This window comes from Bacillus sp. FSL R9-9492, from assembly GCF_038007365.1.
Classification (GTDB): Bacteria; Bacillota; Bacilli; order Bacillales; family Bacillaceae_G; genus Bacillus_A; species Bacillus_A mycoides.
The window spans coordinates 734,002-752,985 of the sequence record NZ_JBBOXC010000001.1 but is presented as its reverse complement, the minus strand read 5'-3'; the positions used below and the strand labels follow the sequence as shown (position 1 = coordinate 752,985).

General features: G+C 34.8%; 17 protein-coding genes and 2 pseudogenes. 4 read left to right on the top strand and 15 right to left on the bottom strand.

The features are described from left to right. Positions 1-58: 58 nt before the first annotated feature. The 3 genes from MKY70_RS03660 to MKY70_RS03650 form a co-directional block, all read right to left on the bottom strand. Positions 59-532, bottom strand: a complete 474-nt coding sequence (locus tag MKY70_RS03660; RefSeq protein WP_002125279.1) for a hypothetical protein — start codon at positions 530-532, stop codon at positions 59-61. Then, on the bottom strand, positions 525-752 hold the full coding sequence (locus MKY70_RS03655; protein ID WP_078185072.1) for a helix-turn-helix transcriptional regulator: 228 nt from the start codon (positions 750-752) through the stop codon (positions 525-527). Before MKY70_RS03655 ends, MKY70_RS03660 begins: the two co-directional genes overlap by 8 nt. Positions 753-855: 103 nt before the next feature. Next, positions 856-2,112 carry a 3D domain-containing protein gene (locus MKY70_RS03650; RefSeq protein ID WP_063225712.1) on the bottom strand — a complete coding sequence of 419 codons (1,257 nt, stop codon included), beginning with the start codon at positions 2,110-2,112 and terminating at the stop codon, positions 856-858. Between the two features lie 645 nt (positions 2,113-2,757). Between MKY70_RS03650 and MKY70_RS30755 the strand changes: the two are divergent. Continuing rightward, positions 2,758-3,276 (top strand): annotated as a pseudogene (locus tag MKY70_RS30755) (methyl-accepting chemotaxis protein); the annotation flags it as partial. A gap of 132 nt (positions 3,277-3,408) precedes the next feature. Continuing rightward, complete coding sequence (locus tag MKY70_RS03640; protein WP_063225710.1) at positions 3,409-4,221, top strand: undecaprenyl-diphosphate phosphatase; 813 nt, start codon at positions 3,409-3,411, stop codon at positions 4,219-4,221. Positions 4,222-4,413: 192 nt separating this feature from the next. Here the strand turns inward: MKY70_RS03640 and MKY70_RS03635 are convergent, their stop codons facing one another. Continuing rightward, positions 4,414-4,617 carry a hypothetical protein gene (locus MKY70_RS03635; RefSeq protein WP_002010557.1) on the bottom strand — a complete coding sequence of 68 codons (204 nt, stop codon included), beginning with the start codon at positions 4,615-4,617 and terminating at the stop codon, positions 4,414-4,416. A 171-nt stretch (positions 4,618-4,788) separates the two neighbouring features. On the opposite strand from MKY70_RS03635, the gene MKY70_RS03630 reads away from it, so the two are divergent. Next, on the top strand, positions 4,789-5,943 hold the full coding sequence (locus tag MKY70_RS03630; RefSeq protein ID WP_341074460.1) for a VanZ family protein: 1,155 nt from the start codon (positions 4,789-4,791) through the stop codon (positions 5,941-5,943). A 4-nt stretch (positions 5,944-5,947) separates the two neighbouring features. Here MKY70_RS03630 and MKY70_RS03625 read toward each other — a convergent pair whose 3' ends face one another. From MKY70_RS03625 to bdhA, 6 genes are all read right to left on the bottom strand, one after another. After that, positions 5,948-7,261 (bottom strand): D-arabinono-1,4-lactone oxidase, encoded by a 1,314-nt coding sequence (locus tag MKY70_RS03625; RefSeq protein ID WP_341023225.1) that lies wholly within the window; start codon positions 7,259-7,261, stop codon positions 5,948-5,950. Further along, positions 7,249-8,421 carry an amino acid deaminase/aldolase gene (locus MKY70_RS03620; protein ID WP_063225707.1) on the bottom strand — a complete coding sequence of 391 codons (1,173 nt, stop codon included), beginning with the start codon at positions 8,419-8,421 and terminating at the stop codon, positions 7,249-7,251. Before MKY70_RS03620 ends, MKY70_RS03625 begins: the two co-directional genes overlap by 13 nt. A 113-nt stretch (positions 8,422-8,534) precedes the next feature. Continuing rightward, positions 8,535-9,536, bottom strand: a complete 1,002-nt coding sequence (gene sph, locus MKY70_RS03615; protein ID WP_063225706.1) for a sphingomyelin phosphodiesterase — start codon at positions 9,534-9,536, stop codon at positions 8,535-8,537. A 76-nt stretch (positions 9,537-9,612) separates the two neighbouring features. Next, positions 9,613-10,464: a phospholipase CerA gene (gene cerA, locus MKY70_RS03610; RefSeq protein WP_002029789.1), complete on the bottom strand. Its 852-nt coding sequence runs from the start codon at positions 10,462-10,464 to the stop codon at positions 9,613-9,615. A gap of 264 nt (positions 10,465-10,728) precedes the next feature. Beyond that, positions 10,729-11,073: a potassium channel family protein gene (locus tag MKY70_RS03605; protein ID WP_063225705.1), complete on the bottom strand. Its 345-nt coding sequence runs from the start codon at positions 11,071-11,073 to the stop codon at positions 10,729-10,731. A gap of 118 nt (positions 11,074-11,191) precedes the next feature. Further along, positions 11,192-12,244 carry a (R,R)-butanediol dehydrogenase gene (gene bdhA, locus MKY70_RS03600; RefSeq protein ID WP_000645834.1) on the bottom strand — a complete coding sequence of 351 codons (1,053 nt, stop codon included), beginning with the start codon at positions 12,242-12,244 and terminating at the stop codon, positions 11,192-11,194. A gap of 226 nt (positions 12,245-12,470) precedes the next feature. Between bdhA and MKY70_RS03595 the strand changes: the two genes are divergently transcribed. Beyond that, entirely contained in the window at positions 12,471-13,625 is a 1,155-nt protein-coding gene (locus tag MKY70_RS03595; protein WP_063225704.1) for an MFS transporter, read from the top strand. A gap of 21 nt (positions 13,626-13,646) precedes the next feature. On the opposite strand, the pseudogene MKY70_RS03590 reads toward MKY70_RS03595, so the two are convergent. The 5 genes and pseudogenes from MKY70_RS03590 to rbsB form a co-directional block, all read right to left on the bottom strand. Next, positions 13,647-13,973 (bottom strand): annotated as a pseudogene (locus MKY70_RS03590) (hypothetical protein); the annotation flags it as partial. A gap of 35 nt (positions 13,974-14,008) precedes the next feature. Next, on the bottom strand, positions 14,009-14,350 hold the full coding sequence (locus tag MKY70_RS03585) for a hypothetical protein (RefSeq protein WP_002029794.1): 342 nt from the start codon (positions 14,348-14,350) through the stop codon (positions 14,009-14,011). Positions 14,351-14,672: 322 nt separating this feature from the next. Next, the gene (gene inhA2 / locus MKY70_RS03580) at positions 14,673-17,063 is read right to left on the bottom strand and encodes a M6 family metalloprotease immune inhibitor InhA2 (RefSeq protein ID WP_341074459.1); all 2,391 of its coding nucleotides are present in this window, start codon (positions 17,061-17,063) and stop codon (positions 14,673-14,675) included. Between the two features lie 298 nt (positions 17,064-17,361). After that, complete coding sequence (fsa, locus tag MKY70_RS03575) at positions 17,362-18,009, bottom strand: fructose-6-phosphate aldolase (RefSeq protein WP_000667669.1); 648 nt, start codon at positions 18,007-18,009, stop codon at positions 17,362-17,364. A 38-nt stretch (positions 18,010-18,047) separates the two neighbouring features. Continuing rightward, a complete protein-coding gene (gene rbsB / locus MKY70_RS03570; protein WP_002090926.1) occupies positions 18,048-18,971 on the bottom strand; it encodes a ribose ABC transporter substrate-binding protein RbsB in 924 nt (307 codons plus the stop codon). Between the last annotated feature and the right edge of the window lie 13 nt (positions 18,972-18,984).

Sequence of the window (18,984 nt, the reverse complement as noted above, 5' to 3'; positions counted from 1 at the left end):
CTATATGTACAAGTATAAGCTAAAAGAAACCTTCTTGCTGATGCAAGAAGGTTTCTTTTTAAGCTAATTTATTTCTGTATAGTGATACGTGGAAGACTGTCATTTGAATAAAGAAAATAAAAAATAGAATATACAACGGGTATCCTGGAAGATATTCATTGATAATAGGCGAAAGAGTTAAAAATCCAACTGCACAAGGTAACACATACCATAACGAAACAAAAGTTGTTCGACAAGCTTTCTCCGTAATCGCTTTTTCACGTTCATCTTCTAACGGAAACAATAATGGATACATCCAAAAGGATAAATTTTTATATTTTTTCTTTTGGATCCTATAAAAAATTGTGACTATAATAGCTCCAATAAATAATAAAACGAATGGTACTCCATTAAACCATATTTCAAATGGGAACCTCTCATTTTTAATTATATCTGCGAGCTCTGTAACCACATTATAAAGTTCAACAAACGTCCAACATGCTAACGCAGTATAAAGCACATTTACGATATAAGAAAAACCAATTCTATTCATCCTCTTCCCCCTCCTTATTTAAAACAAATACATCTTCCATCTTTAACTCGAATACATCACAAATCGTCAATGCTAGTAATAATGAAGGAACGTAATCCCCTTTTTCAATTGCTGCAATTGTTTGTCTCGTCACTCCTACCTTTTCTGCTAATACACTTTGCGTAAAATTAAAGCGAGCTCTTAATTCCTTCACCTTATTGCAAATGGTCAAATTTACCACCTCTTACCATCATTGTATGCTTTCCTTAACAAAATGTAAATTCAACTTAACATTATTTTTATAAAAAAATCCAACTTTACGTTTTGTAAAGTTGGATTTCGTTTTAGTTTAAAATTGTAACTTTAACACTTCTTCTGCCCCAATTATTAGCTGTAGCTGAATCAGGCATTAATAAATCAATTATATGACCTTTAATCGCACTACCAGTATCTCCGGCAACCGCTGTTCCATAACCTTCTACATATACAGTAGAACCTAACGGAATTACAGCTGGATCTACAGCAATTAGTTTCATGTTTGGATTTGCAGTCAAGTTATGCCCTTGTCTAGATTTTACAATTTCACCTGGTTTATAGCCATTTTCAGCTGGATCTGCTGTATAAGCAGTTGCTGTTACATAAAATTCTTTTCCACCTTGAGCTGGTTTTGGATCTGGCTTAGGTGGTGCTGGTGTTGTATCTTTAGCTACAGGCTCTGCTGGCTTAGCTGCCTGTTCTTCTTTTTGCTTAGCTGCTGCTGCCTTCGCTTTTGCTAACTCTTCTTGCTCAGCCTTTGCAGCTGCTTCAGCTTTTGCCCGCTCTTCTGCTGCAATTCTTGCTGCTTCTTGTTCACGAGCAATTGTTTCTTGTACTGCTTTCATATTTGCTTCAACTTTTGCTTTTTCTTCTGCTGCTAAATTAATTTGGTTTGCAATCGCATTATATTTAGCTTGAACTGTTTGTAAGTTATCCTGACGCTTTTTCAAGTTATCTTGCAAATCAGCCTGTGTTTTTGCTAATTTTTGCTTATCTACTACTAAAGACTCTTCTTTTTCGTCGATTGCTTTTTTATCTTCCTCAATTTGACGAAGATCTTGCTCTTGTAGACGTAAAATTTCTTTATCTGCTTCTAGAATAGTAGTAACTGCGTTCATACGTTGTATGAAATCTGCAAAGTTTTTTGATTCTACAACAACTTCTACTACTAAACTCGTATTTGAGCTATTTTGAACAGAAACCATACGTTTGTTCATAATATCCTTACGAGCAAGGACTTTATCTTCTAAAACGATAATGTCTGCTTTTTTTTGTTCAATCTGCTTATGTGTTTCATCGATTTTATGTTGAATAGCAGCTTGATCCTCTTTATTTTTTGCAATTGTATTATTTAAATTATGTAGTTCGTTTTCGATACCTTGAATTTCTTTACTAACAGCTTGCTTCTCTTGCTCTTTCTTCTGCATATCTGCATCGTTTTGCTGCAATTGCTGTTGCATGTTGTTAAGTTTCTCGTCGTTTGACTCTGCTTTTACAGCGACTGTACTAGAAAGAACGATAATTCCTGCTAATACTAGACTACTGATTCGCTTAAAATAGTTCATAATCCGACTCCCTTCTTATACAGTTATACATGATTTATTTTACAGTTTGTTTACAGGACCATTAAATACAGTTTATTTTTCATGACAAAAAAGGGGAATTATGAATAAAATGTAATAGATTCTTAAATATTTAACAATTCCTATATTTAAAAATTATAAAAGATGCTAAAATCCAAATATAGAGAAAATATAACTTCTAAAGGCGGTTGAGATAAATACATGTTTACTCAAAAGAAAGCACTCCAACATAAAATTGATCAATTAGAAAATCGTATACAAGAGCTAGAAACAGAATTAAAACAAAAAGATATTGAAAGCCAAGAGGCTATTGCTTCTATCCACGACCGTGTACAAAGCGTTGTTCAAGAGCATCAACTTGTAAATAACCAGCACCATACACTCCAAAATTTAATTCAACATTTAAACTCATGTTTTGAAAATGTTTCAACACGTACGACACATTCCAATGAATTAAATAGTGAAATGTTACAAAAAGAACAAAGCTTAATTCAGTCTATTGAAGAAATTATCGATTGCTCTAATGAAGGAAAAGAATCTGTTCACCGTTTACTTATTGTAATTAATAAATTAGGTGAACAATCTCAGCGCACGTCTAATAGTATGAATCATTTAAGTGAACGCTCAAAAGAAATCGAGCAAATCGTAGAAGTAATTCAAAACATTGCTGCGCAAACAAATTTATTAGCGTTAAATGCAAGTATTGAAGCTGCACGTGCTGGAGAGCATGGAAAAGGATTCGCTGTTGTTGCCAATGAAGTAAGAAAACTAGCAGAAAGCACAGCGGAGAGTACAAAAAACATTGGCAATTTAACGAAAAAAATCCAAGAGGAAATTGAAAAAGCGTACGAAAATACAAAAGATAATTTACATTTAGTTGATGAAGGTGTAGAAATGAGCGCCGATACTAACGCTAGAATTGAAAATATTTTAATAATGATTCAAACATTACAAAGTGGCGCTACAAATGTTATTAAAGCTATCGAAAACCAAAAATCTTGTAATGATGATATATTACGAGAATTTGCAAATACACAGCAAATGTTCCAAAAATTAAATACTACTATTATGAATCACATTCATGATGCTGAAAAAGTCGATGTTCAATTATCAAAAAGTCTTCAAGAAACAGTAGCTTCTCATTAATAATAAAAATCCCTTATACCGGTATAAGGGATTTTTATTATATTTCGAATATTTATTTCTTCTCAATATTCATCCTCTCTTTTGCTATAATGGAAAAGTTGTTTCTTTCGACTAATAAACAAGGAGGTTATTATGGAACAATTTCACTACATTTTAAAATATTTAATTCTTGGTCTGTTCCAAGGGCTAACAGAGCCAATTCCGATTTCTTCAAGCGGTCACCTCGTTTTAGCACAGCATTTGCTAGGACTAAAAATAGAAGGGTTTAGCTTTGAGCTACTTGTTAATTCAGCTTCATTATTAGCTGTATTACTTATTTATAGAAATGACTTAATTCGTCTAACAAAGAATGGTCTATCTTATATATTCACAAGAGCAGAAGATGCAAAATCAGATTTCTTCTTTATTATTTACCTTGTTATTGCAACCATTCCAGCAGGTGTAATTGGAGTTTTATTTAAAGATTATATCGACCACTATTTAAAAGGTGTTAAAATGGTTGGGATTTCCCTTCTTATTACTGCTATCGGCCTTTGGATTATTCGAAACTTGCGTGGACGTAAAAATGATGGCGACCTTTCTATGAAAGATGCAATCATTATTGGTCTAGCACAAGCTTGCGCACTAATTCCTGGTATAAGCAGATCAGGTGCTACAATCGTGGCAGCAATGTTACTTGGTATGAAGCAAGAAACAGCTCTTCGCTTCTCATTCTTACTATACATTCCTGTTAGCTTAGGTGGTTTATTGTTAAGTATTACAGACATTGCAAACGATCCAAATTTAGATACATTATTTGTACCTTATATTGTTGCTTTCATCGCAACATTTGTCATGACATATATTTCATTAAAATGGTTTATGAACATTATGGCAAAGGGAAATTTAAAATACTTCTCTTTCTACTGTATTATCGTAGGTGTGCTAACTATCATTTTCTTATAAAATGAAACTTTAATCAGTGGGGGTTTTGTTCATCCCTCCTGATTATTAGCCCTCACCAATCGGGCTTTTACCGGCAGCAGGGCTCCCGCCTAACTTCTTTGCTCCACCTGAATTTTGAGGTGGGAGTTTTACTGCCCACAAATAGCGGGATAAAAAACCACTTACTGCCCTCATACAGTAAGTGGTTTTTCCTTATGCATAAACTTTCTTTTCCTGACAATACAAGCGAATAACATGTGTATTTTTTTGAAATAAATCATGTGTTAAGCGAATAATAATAAAATTTCGTTTTGTATTATCATCATGAACAAAAATCTGTTCCCCCTCTTGAAAACGCCATGTGCTTTCAAAAGTTGTAATATGATCCCCGCTTACCGAAAAAAGCTCATATTGCATATCATGTACCCTCTTTCAACTTGTATAATCATAATATCTTTATATTAAACTTATTATAACTTAATCTATTTTAAATTTGTAATTTTTTCTATTTCGAGCTATTTCAACTTTGTTTTACATTCTTTTAAGCGCTATAATGATAAACGAAATTTCATTGAAAGGAGCTTCATTTTGACTGCATATTTATTTCCAGTAAAAACAGCTTTTATTTTATTTCCTATTTTAGCAATGTTTCTATTAATTCCTTTTTTAATATTTAATTATCGAAAATACGGTTATGTAAATAAATGGCGCTCATTTATTTTATACTCATTATTACTTTACTTATTAAATGCCTATTTTCTTGTTATTTTGCCGTTACCACAAACGTATGATACTTGTAGCCTACAACCCGCTAATACACAGCATATGCAACTCTCACCATTTTATTTCATACAAGAGATTAGTAATCATACATCGGCAATTTTAACGAAACCTACTACTTATTTCTTGTTATTAAAAGAATATGCATTTTTACAAGTTGCTTTTAACGTTCTATTAACCGTTCCATTTGGTATTTACTTACGTTATTATTTCCGACGTAGTTTCTTCCAAACAGTGTGCATTTCTTTTTGCCTTTCACTGTTCTTTGAATTAACACAAGTAACTGGATTATATGGTATTTATAATTGTGCATATCGCTTATTCGATATCGACGATCTGTTTTTAAACACACTAGGCGGCGTAATCGGTTTTATCATTGCACCAATATTTACGTACTTCCTGCCAAAAACAAGCGAATTAGATAGTCATATTGATTTGGAAACGAAACCAGTCGGATTCGTTCGTCGTCTCCTCGCTATGCAGATTGATTGGATTTTCTTATCTATCGTTGTACCTTTCATTAAAAACAAAGGAAACTCACTATTTATTTCTAACATCCAATCTTATACAAATGTATACGAACTTCTTTTCATTACATGTTCAATCTTAATTTACTTTATTATCATCCCATATTTTACAAATGGAAGAACAATAGGGAAAGCGTTGCTTCGTATTTACATTAAAGGACAAGCAGAGCGTATTACACTAAAAGAATTATTCATTCGTTACGGTATATTCTATTTCATTTTAGGTGGAATCAATTACATTCTTTCTAGTAGCTCTATTTTAAATCATACAGAGCCCTTAGTATTACTAGTTATACTGTTATTCCAATTTGTAATTAACGGGCTATTTATTATTCATGTTTTATTACATGTATTTAGCAGTGATAAATTACTATTTTACGAGCGTATTAGTCATACAAGAAATGCAATTACACTTAAAAAAGCTGACAAATACTAATTTGTCAGCTTTTTTTCATAATCGTAAATAACTTTTCTGTATAAGGGCTTAAAAATATTCCTGTTTCATCTAGTGACTTCCTCACTTTTAGAAACGAATGCAATTCTGGATATATATTTTGCAATTTTTCGTACGTTAACGTATGCATTTTCCCCCAATGTGGGCGCCCTTCATACTTTAGAAAAATTTTCTCCACTTCACCAAAATAAGCGGCATACTTCATACCTTTATACATATGAACAGCTATATACGCTGAATCTCTTCCATATGCTGGACTGAGCCATATATCATCACCTCTCACGTAGCGGCATTCAATCGGGAAGTGCACCTTATACTTTTTCTTTTCAATAAGATTTGAAATTTCTTCTACAACAGCCCTCATATCCTTTGAAGGGACACTGTACTCCATTTCATAAAATGGAACTGTACGTGATGTAGCGAACACTTCATAGCTTGGTCCAATTATTTTCGTGTTCGGTACAGCCTTAGCTGATAATCGGCTTACTCCTTTACTTATAGAAGGAAACCATTTACACCCTTTAGATAATAAAGAGAACATCCTATTTTCAAGTAACTCCACCTTTAGTTTGTGCCATTTCAAATCACTTTCTTTACTCGCTGTTTCGTTTGTAAATTTCACTTGCACTTCATCTGAATAAGGAAAAACGAAAAATTCAAAATGACGATTCTTCCTATATTCTTCTAGTTTGTTCATTACAGTAGACAATGATTGTTTTTCACTTTCATAAACAAGCGAATACGCTGGGATAACCTTCAATTTTATCTTTACAATGATACCCAGCATTCCAAGCGACAACTGAAATGCTTTCCAATATTCGGCGTTCTCGGTTTCTGAACAAACTATACTCTCACCTGTTGATAAAACTGCCGTGATCTCTATAACTTGTGTTGATAAACTCCCAAATGTAACACCCGTCCCATGAGTCCCCGTACTAATCGCTCCTGCAATAGATTGTGAATCAATATCTCCTAAATTTTCTTGCGCATAACCTTTTTCCTGAAGTAACTTCCCTAAATCATGTAGCTTTGTTCCCGCCCATACTTCAACAGTCTCCTTCTCTGCATCAATATTTGCAATGCCCTTCAATTCATCTAAAGAAACTAAAATTTCTTCCGTTTGCACAAGAGGTGTAAAAGAATGCCCTGAACCGACAACACGAATTTTCTTTCCTTTTTTTCGTGCAAGCCCCACAACTTCTACTACATCTTGTATACTTTTTGGATACATCGTATAATGCGGTGTTCCTTCTACATTCCCTGTCCAATTTCTCCATTTTTGTCCCTTTATAGAAAGCATTGTCCATCCCCCCGATATGTTGAATACTCTCCAACGATTTCCCCTTGTTTAATGCGATACAAAACAGGAAAACGCTCACATAACTCTCCAGCTTTACTATGACGAAACAAGATAGAATCTCCTATCGCTACTCGTTCCTCACCGTCATAAAAAATTGGCGTTTGCACTTCACCAGCACCTTCTAAAGCTAATAGTTTTGCACCATGCGGCATCCAAACCTCAGGCTCTTTATCTTTACCAACTGCACCTGAGGCAATATATCCGCCACCTAGGCAAGTATAAATAAAAGGAGCCGGTTTGCGTACAACTGGTAAAGCAAATCCGGCAGCTGGCTGAAATTTTACTTCTTTATAATAGTCAAACAGTTTAGGAGAGTAAAAGGCGGATCCTACAGTAATCTCTGAAACTGAGTTATCTTGCTCAGTTGTTTTTATACTTCCTGTTCCTCCCCCATTTACAAATCTTAGTTCAATACCAAGGTTTTGTATTTCTTTTACGATACGTTCTCTTCTTTCTTTAACCTCTAACACTGATTTCTTCTTTAAATACGAAACAGCTTTACTTTTCATCCATTGATTCGGTATATGATCCCCCACCCCGGCAATTTGAGCTTCATATCCCATTACACCATCTAGTATTAAATATGATGAGCCCTTCACCTTTTCTACTATTTTCAAAGCGCTCTGCACATCTTTTACCGGGGATCTTTTTACACCAAAATGAAATTTCAAAAAACGACTACTCATATCAATATCCAAACAAACGCGAAAACACCCTTTAGACTTCTCAGCAATTTTTTCTAAATAAGTAATATGGTCTTCACAATCCACCATACAAGTTATAATGTGCCCTTGCTTTGTCAGCAAACTAATTTCATGTAAAGCTCTTTCATCATAAACAGGATATCCGAGCAATAAATCATTAAATCCTTGTTCAATTAAAAACAAAGCTTCTCTAGGAGAAAAACACATAATACCTTGAAAGCGATTATTTGCAGCCAAAATCTTTTTCATAATTGGAACAGAGCGTAATGATTTACTCGCTATACGAATCTTCTTATCTCCACTTAACTCTATAATCGATTGAATGTTCCTCTCTAAAGCCACTTCATCTAAAAATGCACACGGTAATGGAACTTCCTTAAAAATTCCTCTATCCACAGTTTTCTCTCCTCTTCTATATATGTCTTATACATATTGGAAAGAAAAAATGATTTTCCTGTTTTCAAATAAAAAAAGTTTCTTCTTTACGAAGAAACTTTTTCAAGGCTACTCTACTTCATAGAAATAGTCGCCTCTACTGGATAATGATCCGAGTAATCATTATATGTATATTCTTTGAGCCATGACGTAACAGTCCATTGTGGCGATTTCGACTGTAACACCTTATTCTCTATATACGATGGATTAGCATGGTCCTTACTTGTAATAATATAATCTAAATACTCGGCAGGGCTATCGGGGAAGTTATATTTCGCAATACTGTTTGTCGTCGCATCCCAAGTTGCAGTATGTCCAGTATAAGATGGAATAGAAGCGTGCAATGTTTTGAACATGGATGCGTACTCTGAGTCACTATTATTCTCAGCATTTATTTTATTCACATTCATATCACCACCAATTAACACATACTCGTTATTTGGTATATTTTTATTTTTAATAAACTCTTGAATTTCTTGTAGCTGTTTTGTACGTACAGCTGCTGGCGAAGTTTGTCCACACATATTATCTTCAGCTTGTAAATGTGTCCCAATTACATGAACGAAACGATCATTTTTCTTAACTTTTGTGTATACAAATCCTTTATTTGATAAGTTATCTGGCCCACATCCTTTTTCAAATACATATTGAATCTTTTCAACAATTGGCCATTTACTCACAATCGCTACACCTCCATCTTCAGGAGTCGAAGATGAATAGTTTCCTAACGTCTTATCCCACTCGCTTCCACTACTACGACCTAATACTGCCGTTTGATTTGGATATTCTTTCTTCAAATTTCCTAATAAGCGATTTGAAGCGTTATTATCAAATACTTCATTTAATATAACAACATCTTGATTTTTCATATAATCCGCTGCCCCAATTAAATCAGCACGCTCATTTTGTCCCCAGTTCGGATATAAGTTCGTTGATAGCATGTACACATTATGCGTCATCACTTTTAAAGTATTATTTTGATTTATAGACATTTCTGCTTGAGCTGAAGATCCACTATATAAAGCTCCTAAACCAATACCAAAGCTAAGTACACCTTTTAGCAATTTACCTTTCACGTTTCATACCTCCATGTACTGTGTAGTGATAAAAAGGCCAAATACTCTATTCTGAGATTTGACCTTTTTCAAATATTTAACGATTTCCGTACGTATCAAACCAAAGCTGGATGTATCCAGCAGTAACACGTTGTGCATCCATTAATCGCGTACCTGTCATTGGTGTAACTTCAGCGCGCCATTTATCTGCATATTCTTGTGATACAGCTGCTTTCACGAACCAATCTTTCGTATTATCATTTACAATGCCAGAGTAATCTTGTTTCGCAGCTACTGCCGCTCCATGAATCCAATCTTCTGGATTTGTACCTTTCCAGTTCCAATATCCATTTCCATCCGTTACTTTATAATTATCTTTTATCGTATCTACAAAGTTTTCATATTTAGAATGGAACCCTTGTGGATACGAAAGATTTGTAAAGTTTGCCGCATGCATCGGTTGATTTACATCCCCTAAATAATGAAGAGATAACCCCAAATAGAAGAATGCTTGTTTCATATCTTTATTTTTGTATGACTCTCCTGCTAATTTAAAATATTTAGCTCCAGTTTCCTTTGCCTGCTTTGCAAATGGAATATAAGTTTTTCCATTGTCAGGGTCATAGAAGTGTGAAGCAAATGTGCTATTATCATAATAAGGATTTTCATAGTCAGCAGCATAAATACCGTTCTCTAACTCCGTACGCCATTCATTTAATAGTGCAACTTGATCTTGTTTTACAAGTGTTGTATTACGAGACATAATATCCATTGCACGGTTTACAATCCATAAATGAGAGTTTACGCCTTCTTTATGCTTATCTTCAGCAGACCAGCGGTGAACTATATTTATTCTACTTCCCCCATCATTTTCATGAGCAAATGCAACACTTTGTAACGGAGCTACTAATGTAATAGCTGCTGCTAAAGCAAGAACTTTCTTTTTCATCTGAAATCCTCCATTTTATAATTGAATTATTTTTCATATTTTGTTAGGATCCTACGATGTCTTCCGGTTAACCTATGACTAGAATATCCCACCTTTCACAAAATTTCTATCAATAAATTAAAATATGCAAATGTTCATATCATTATAACTTTATACATAGTGAATATAATGAATGAATACACTTACATTGTAATAAAATATTGTTAAGCTACTGCAAATACTTGTCTAAACTAATGTAAAAAAAGAGTAAAGCGATTAACCGCTTTACTCTTTTTTTCTTTTCGATAATATACTTGGCAGTTGCACATTAACTGCCAATTTATGAATAAATCCAAACACTAATCCAATCCCGATAAATATGTATAAAATCGTAAATACCTTTCCAAAATCAGTTTGCGGACTAAAATTCCCATCACCGACAGTCGTCAACGTGACCACACTAAAATATAAAGCGTCAAGAGGACGTAATCCTTCAACTGTACTATAAAAAATCGTCCCCGATGTTAATGTTAAAAATGTTAATACGAATAATACTTGAAATTCTTTATCTTTCCATGCTCGTAAACAGGCTCTTAACATCCGTTTCAATGTCAACATAAATGAAAGCATTAGACTTCCCCTTCCAAACAAAATACCTGTAGTTAAAGGAAAGTCTATCACCTTTCTGTATAGAAAAAAAGTAGCCCTCTTCTATTTCTAGAAAAGGGCTACTTTTTACTATTCTCTATTATTTAGGTGAAACAAGAATTTTCACTTGTGTTTTATCTTTTACAAGTGCTTCAAATCCTTCTTCAACAACTTGATCCACTGTGATTTTTTTCGTAATTAATTTCTCTGCTTGAATTTGGCCAGAGCTAATTAATTTAATAACAGCTGGGAAGATATGACGGTATCCAAGAATACCGATAACTTCTTTTTCTTTTAGTACAAGGTTGTTTGGCGTAATTGTCGCATCTTTTTCCCACACACTAACAATTACAGTTTGTCCTTCAAAACTTGTACTTTCAATCGCTTGACGAAGTACTACTTCGACACCTGTTACTTCAAAGCTCACATTTACACCTAAACCATTTGTTAAGTTACGAATTTCTGCTAGTACATCTTGAGTTGCTGGATTTAATACGTAATCAGCACCTGCTAATTTAGCTAGCTCTTGACGTTCTTTAGAAAGTTCCACTGCGATAACAGGAGTTGCTCCTGCTGCTTTTGCTGCTTGGATTACAAGAAGCCCAATCGGACCACAACCAAATACCGCTACAGCTTCTCCCTCTTTTAATTTACTTTGACGTACTGCATGAACTGCTACTGCTGCTGGTTCTACAAGTGCACCTTGTTCATACGTCATTTCATCAGGAATATGGTGGACCATATCTTCTGGTACTACTGTATATTCAGAGAAACCGCCGCCTTCTCCGCCAAGACCGTGGAAAACAAGTTGTTCACAAACATTGTAATGTCCGTGTTTACAAGCTTCACATTTACCACAAGAATAAATTGGTTCTACAACGACGCGATCTCCCACTTTATGAGAAGTAACGCCTTCACCGATTTCAACTACCTCACCACTAAACTCATGACCTAAAATAACCGGTGCTTTTACGTGTGTTAATGGGTGCTCTTCTGTTGGAATAAAAATAGGTCCTGCTAAATATTCATGCAAGTCTGTTCCGCAGATACCACACCATTTAACTTTAATCTTAACTGCTCCTGGTCTTACAGTTGGTTCTGGTACTTCTTCTACTCGTACATCACGTTGATTATGCCAAAGTAGTGCTTTCATTTTATACATCCCTCTCTACGTATATACTTAACCTGGTGAAGTTTACAAATCTATTATAATACTTCCATCCATATATTTCAAAAAAACAATCTCATTTCCACTAAATTTTAACAAATAACGTTCAATATTTTGTCACTTTGTACTTTTTTCCACATCTGTTAATGCTAATTTCATTGCGGTTGAAATTAGCATTATGCCATAATAGCATAGGAGAGGTGAATATCGCTTGAAATATTTTATTTACTTTATTGTTATCGTAGCGTTTCTAGATACATTTTCACAATTACCTATTATGAGTACGTTCGCTCAAAGTCTTGGAGGATCTCCTCTTATTATTGGGCTAGTTGTCGGTATGTACTCATTCGCTAATATGATCGGTAATATTATTGCTGGCGCTGCTGTCGATAAATTTGGTGCAAAAAAAATACTTTATATAAGCATGGGACTTACGAGTTTCATAGTCTTGTTATACACCGTTGTTCAAAGTGGTGAACAACTATTAGTTGTGCGCTTTATGCACGGTTTTAGTGACGGATTTTTAATTCCTGCTGCCTTTACGTTTTTATCAAAGCAAACGAATTCAGCAAGGCAAGGTAAAGCAATGGCTCTATCTGGTGCCGCTGTTGGAACAGCTGCAATCGTAGGACCTGCTTTCAGCGGCATTATGAAAGCAACAGCTGGTATAGAGTGGGTGTTCATTACTATTTCTATTTTAATGGTCCTTGGTACAATCGTATCTCTATTCTTCTTACCAAATAACGTATCAAGAAAAGATACATCAAGAACACAAATGATGAACAAAGAAGATATGATTGAACTATTGAAATCAGAACCGTTATTACAAGCATATATTGGTGCTTTCACACTAATGTTTTCACAAGGGATTGTCACTTATATGTTACCAGTAAAAGTTGAGGCATTAGCACTTAAAGCATCTACAACAGGCATGATGTTAAGTGTATTCGGAATTACCGCTATCCTCTTCTTCTTACTGCCAACAAATCGCATTTACGATCGATTTAATCGTTCCAAACTAATGCTAATCGGGATTGCAGTAATGGCACTAGCGTTATCTTTACTCGGATTATTTGCAACAAAAGGCATGCTCTTTATCGTTATGATAATTTATGGAATTGGATTCGCTATCCTCTTCCCAGCAATTAATGCTTTACTTGTTGAAAATACAACAGATAGTAACCGAGGGAAAGCATTCGGATTGTTTTATGCATTCTTCTCGTTAGGAGTTGTTGCTGGCTCCTTTACAGTCGGAGCAATCGGGGCATCGCCTAGCGTCAGCTTCGTTATCGGAACTGCATTCTTGTTAACATTTGCTGGAATGATTTTTGTAAGAAGCAAAGTAAAAAAGACAATGATGGGTTAATTCCATCATTATCTTTTTTTTAAATGCATATTGATATAATCCGTAATATAACGGAAAAGTTGGGATAATGCCAATTAATTTAAATACAAAAGGTAATGGCTCATCTTTCTCTTCATATAATCGTAAAACAAAAACTGCAGTTAAAGTCCAAATGATGCTAAATACGAAGATGCATTGCCAAACGATCGGCGTCAATATTTGTACATCAAAAACAAATCCAAATAGTCCTATCCATGTAATAATAGACACTACAAAATCAAACTTTTGAATCGGTGTTTGAAACATCCCTCTCACTAGCGAAGTAATAGCTAATATCGCTACAATTACCAAATAAATTTTCCACAACATAATGATAATCTCCTATTCAATTCAACTTTTAACTTTTAACTTTTAACTTTCAATAAACCATATTTAATGAATAATATGGCATTATATTTTTCATAGAAATAATACAACGGATAACAAAATAAGAAGAAAATAAGTACGGTTGGTACATTGTCTATAATAGAAAAATGTTTTACTAGCAATTCTTTAATACTCTCTCCAATAATAATAAACAGTGGGATAACACAGATTGCCGCTAATATTAAACATGGTGTTATCCTCATTTCTTTCAGCTTCACCTTACAATGCGGACACCTTAATGAAAAAGGATGTGGGATGTCGATAATATGTTGTGCAGTAATATTCTCTTCACATTGTGGACATGCAATTGTTTCTTTCATTTGTCCCCCTCCTTTCTACTCATCAAAAAAGAGTTCTATTAAATAGAACTCTTTTTATTGCCTAATATATATTACTTTTGTATATAACCAAATATCAATGTAAATAAATTAAACTGTAAAGGCAATACTACATTTCTTCTTCTACAAAGAAAGTGTATAAATACCGACGATACTTCGACAATTTCCTCGGAAATATTTCCTTTACCCACATAATTTGATACACTACATATGAACAGACAATTGTATTACATAAGCTAAAATAATAACTTACTGTACAAATTAAAAAGCACACTCTTCATATGAAGAATGTGCTTTTATGTTATTAACGTTTAATCCAAACAGCACCTGCAGACTTATCATCTGCTTGTCCAACAACTTGGAATTTAAGGCCAAGGTTTGGAACTTTGCGTCCTGCGTCAGCAATTTGCTTATTACTGTATACCTTTGAATCATCAAACGTTGTAACACCTTGTAATCCAGTATAATTAAACTGTCCTCGTGTAAATGAATTTACACTCCATGAAGGTGTTTGATCAAATGAAAATGCAGCGTCTGCAATTTGCATGCCTGTATTACCATACGCTGGTTTCCCGTTTAAATTACCAACAAACGCTTCTGGATGAGAGTCTACAACACCAAGGAAGCCTTCACCTGGATGTAACCCAACCCAGTTATCTTTGAAACTATCATCTGCATACCAAACGACAAGACCAGTATTATACACCGGACCTTTTCCTGCTTTTAATCCATTATCTGATCCAGCATAGTTTCTCCACTCTAGATAATAATAATGGGGTTTCTGTTCTGTCCCATCAGAAACAACGAATCCATTTAACTTCATTTTAGACTGTCCTTCTGCGTCATCTGAAAATACTACTTGTCCATCAACTGTTACATTTACATTATCCATTGCGAAACCTTTATATGTTAAAGCTGGATCTGTAATATAGTCGAATTGTAGTTTAACTTTCTTCCCTTTAAATTGACTTAAATCGTATGATTTATCAATCCATTTTCCATCTGTTGTATCTTTATCTTCTTGGACTATGTTTTCTCCCAATCTATCAATTAATGTTTTCGTTCCAACTTCAGTTACAGCATGTACTTCGATGAAATCACACTCTGCTTCTAGTTCATAATTCGCTTTATAATCAAATTTCGCATTTGTTCCTTTTGTTAAATCAAAGAATGGTGTTTCTAATGTCGTATGCATATCATCTCCTCTTGTACTATAATATGCATGCTTTCCAAACTCCGGTTTAATTGTTTCAACACTTTTACCTGGTAAGTTAACACGTACAACGCCTGGACGATTGGATTTCGTAACACTTTGATCAATATATGTAGGAACGCCTACACCACTCTTAATTTTATCGTAATCTACTTCTAAAATTTTCGCCCAGTTTCCACCCATATTCTTTTGTAAGAAGTCTTTATTTTGTGGTGAAAAACTAGTTGGCTCTGTTCCTGCGATTTTTCCTGTCCAGCTACCTCCACTCATTAATGACCACGCTTCAACAGGTGAACCAGTTCCAGTATATTTCGTGTCATATTCATCCGGTAAGCCAAGGTCATGTCCAAATTCATGTGCAAACACACCTACTGCACCGTCTTCTGGTTCAATTGTGTAATCATGAGCCGCTACTTTTCCACCAAAGTAATCTACCTTTGATTTTGTACCTTCAATCGCTACTGGATCTGTTGCTAATTTTGAACGATGTGACCAAATCGCATCATCACCTAATTTACCGCCACCAGCTTCTTGACCAACACCAGCATGGATTACCATTAAATGATCAATTACACCGTCAGATTCATCTTGATTACCATCACCATTTGTATCATATCTGTCAAATTGATCAAATTGAGATAAATCTAATCCTTTATCCGCTGCAGCTTTTAATGCTTCTTTCACTAAATCACGCGCACCTTTTGGTCCTTTATTATCGTGACCGCTACTACCATCAGCACCATAATCAGCGGCTTTACCTGGAACAGTTAACCACTCTGTTACATATCCATCCGTCGTATAACTACCGCCAGACTGTTCTTCATAATATTGCTTAAATGTTTTTACTTTCGAACCATCAAATAATGTGTAAGGCTCATTACCAAATAACATTTTTTGATAATGTTCTCTACTAAAGTCTTTCGAATACATATAACCTGGTGTTTGCTCAATATTATTATGTTTATAATCACTAAATTCAACGAGTAACACTAACACTTTATCATTGCGGACAGGTCCACTATATGGAGCTTGTTTCGCCTTAGAAGTTGGAACTTTCCCATCTAATCGCTTTTTATTTGGCTCTGGCTTTTGCTCAGGGCTAACATTTTTTTCAGCTTTCTTTACTTTTTCCTTTTCTTCCATCTTCTTCTCTTTTACCTTTTTCACGAAATCAGATGCTTCTTGATTCGCATCGGGAAGAATTTCTTTATTCGCCTGATCCCCTTGTTTCTTTTCAATATATTGCTCTACGGCCTTTTTTGTCTCTTCTTTAGACGATGCTGGATTAATTGTTCCTCTTTCTTTCAGCGCTTCCGCTAAACGATCTTCTTGAATTAAGTTATGATCAATTGGCGTTGTAGACACACCTTCTTTTGCTGACGTTTCTGCATATGCTAACGGAGCACTCATTACAGCTGAGCATCCGATGAGTGTTGCGATCGTTAATGATGACAACACTTTAAATGGCGCTTTTTTTCTCATTTTAATCATCCCCTTGTATCAATCTTAAACTTCAGATAAAAATATGTAATCTATCCTCCCTTGTATAATAAAAGACATGATTCTATAAGAAATAAGCTTTCTGTTATAGAATCATGCCCTCCAGTTTTCTGGTCAGACCCTCTATCTTTTTATGTCGAAATGTGAAAAATAAAGAGTGATTTGTATATATTAAATAGCTTATATTAAAAATTTAAAAGACAATATGCACAATTGCATGAAAATTCTTTCAAACAAAAAAAGAACCCAAGTTAATTAAACTTGGGTTCTCCATTTCGTATTATTTCTCTTGTGTTTTTTCCCAATCAGCTAAGAATTTCTCAATTCCTTGATCTGTTAATGGGTGCTTCACTAATGAAGCGATTACGTTTGCTGGGATTGTTGCAATATGTGAACCGTTTAATGCAGCTTCTGTTACGTGAACACTGTGACGTACAGATGCTGCAATGATTTCTGTTTCAATGCCGTGAATTGCAAAGATTTCTGCGATTTGGCGAATTAAGTCCATACCATTATGACCGATATCATCTAGGCGACCTAAGAACGGTGAAACGTATGTCGCACCAGCGCGAGCTGCAAGTAATGCTTGCACTGCTGAGAATACTAATGTAACGTTTGTACGAATTCCTAAATCTGAGAATGCTTTTACTGCTTTTAAGCCTTCTGTTGTCATTGGAACTTTTACAACAACGTTTGGAGCGATTTTTGCTAACTCTTTTCCTTCTTCAATCATTTTGTCAGCTTCTAAGCTAATTACTTCTGCGCTTACAGGTCCTTCAATAAAGCTGCAAATTTCACGAATACGCTCATGGAAATCTACGCCTTCTTTTGCTACAAGTGATGGATTTGTCGTTACTCCAGCTACTACGCCTAATGCATTTGCCTCTTTAATTTCGTTAATGTTTGCTGTATCAATAAAAAATTTCATTTGTTATTCTTCCTTCCTAATTTTCATTTTATATTTATTTATTTTTTCTTAATAAGCTCTAATTCAATCGGAATAAATTTGTCCACTTTTTTACCTTGTGTTATCTCTTTTGCTGTTTCCATCGCCTTCTCTCCGATTAATTCCGGTTTTTGAGCGACTGTTGCTGCCATACGCCCATCTTTAACCGCTTTTACAGCATCATCCGTTGCATCAAATCCAACAACGACTACATCCGTTTTACCAGCAGATTTTAATGCCTCAATTGCGCCTAATGCCATTTCATCATTATGAGCAAATACCGCTTTAATATCGCTATTTGCTTGCAAAATATTTTCCATAACGGATAACCCTTTTGCACGATCGAAATCAGCTGCTTGTTTTGCTACTACTTTTAAAGACTTATCAGCTACGTTATGGAATCCTTTCCCACGCTCACGAGCAGCAGACGATCCAGGTATTCCTTCTAACTCAGCGACATTTGTTCCTTCACCAACTACTTCCCGAATGTAATCACTAGCCATTTGACCACCTTCTACATTGTTAGAAGCTATGTGAGAAACAACTTTACCTGAATTTGCAACTCTGTCTACTGTAATAACAGGAACATTGGCTGCATTGGCTGCACTTACCGCTGAAGCAACAGCATCTGAGTCGGTTGGATTAATAACAATTACATCGACACCTTTTTGAATTAAATCTTCAACATCGTTTGTTTGCTTCGCTGCATCATTTTGTGCATCAACAGCAATTAATTCAATGCCGCTATCTTTTGCTTTCTTTTCTGCACCTTTTTTCAACGTGACGAAAAATGGATTATTTAAAGTTGAAACAGAAAATCCAACTTTAATAGTTTTATTTCGACCTTTATCGCTAGAATCCTTTGCCCATTCTGGTGGTTCCATTGAACAACCAGCAGTAACTACCATGATGCATGCAACGAGTATCAGTAACCATTTTTTCATGAATTGCCCCTCC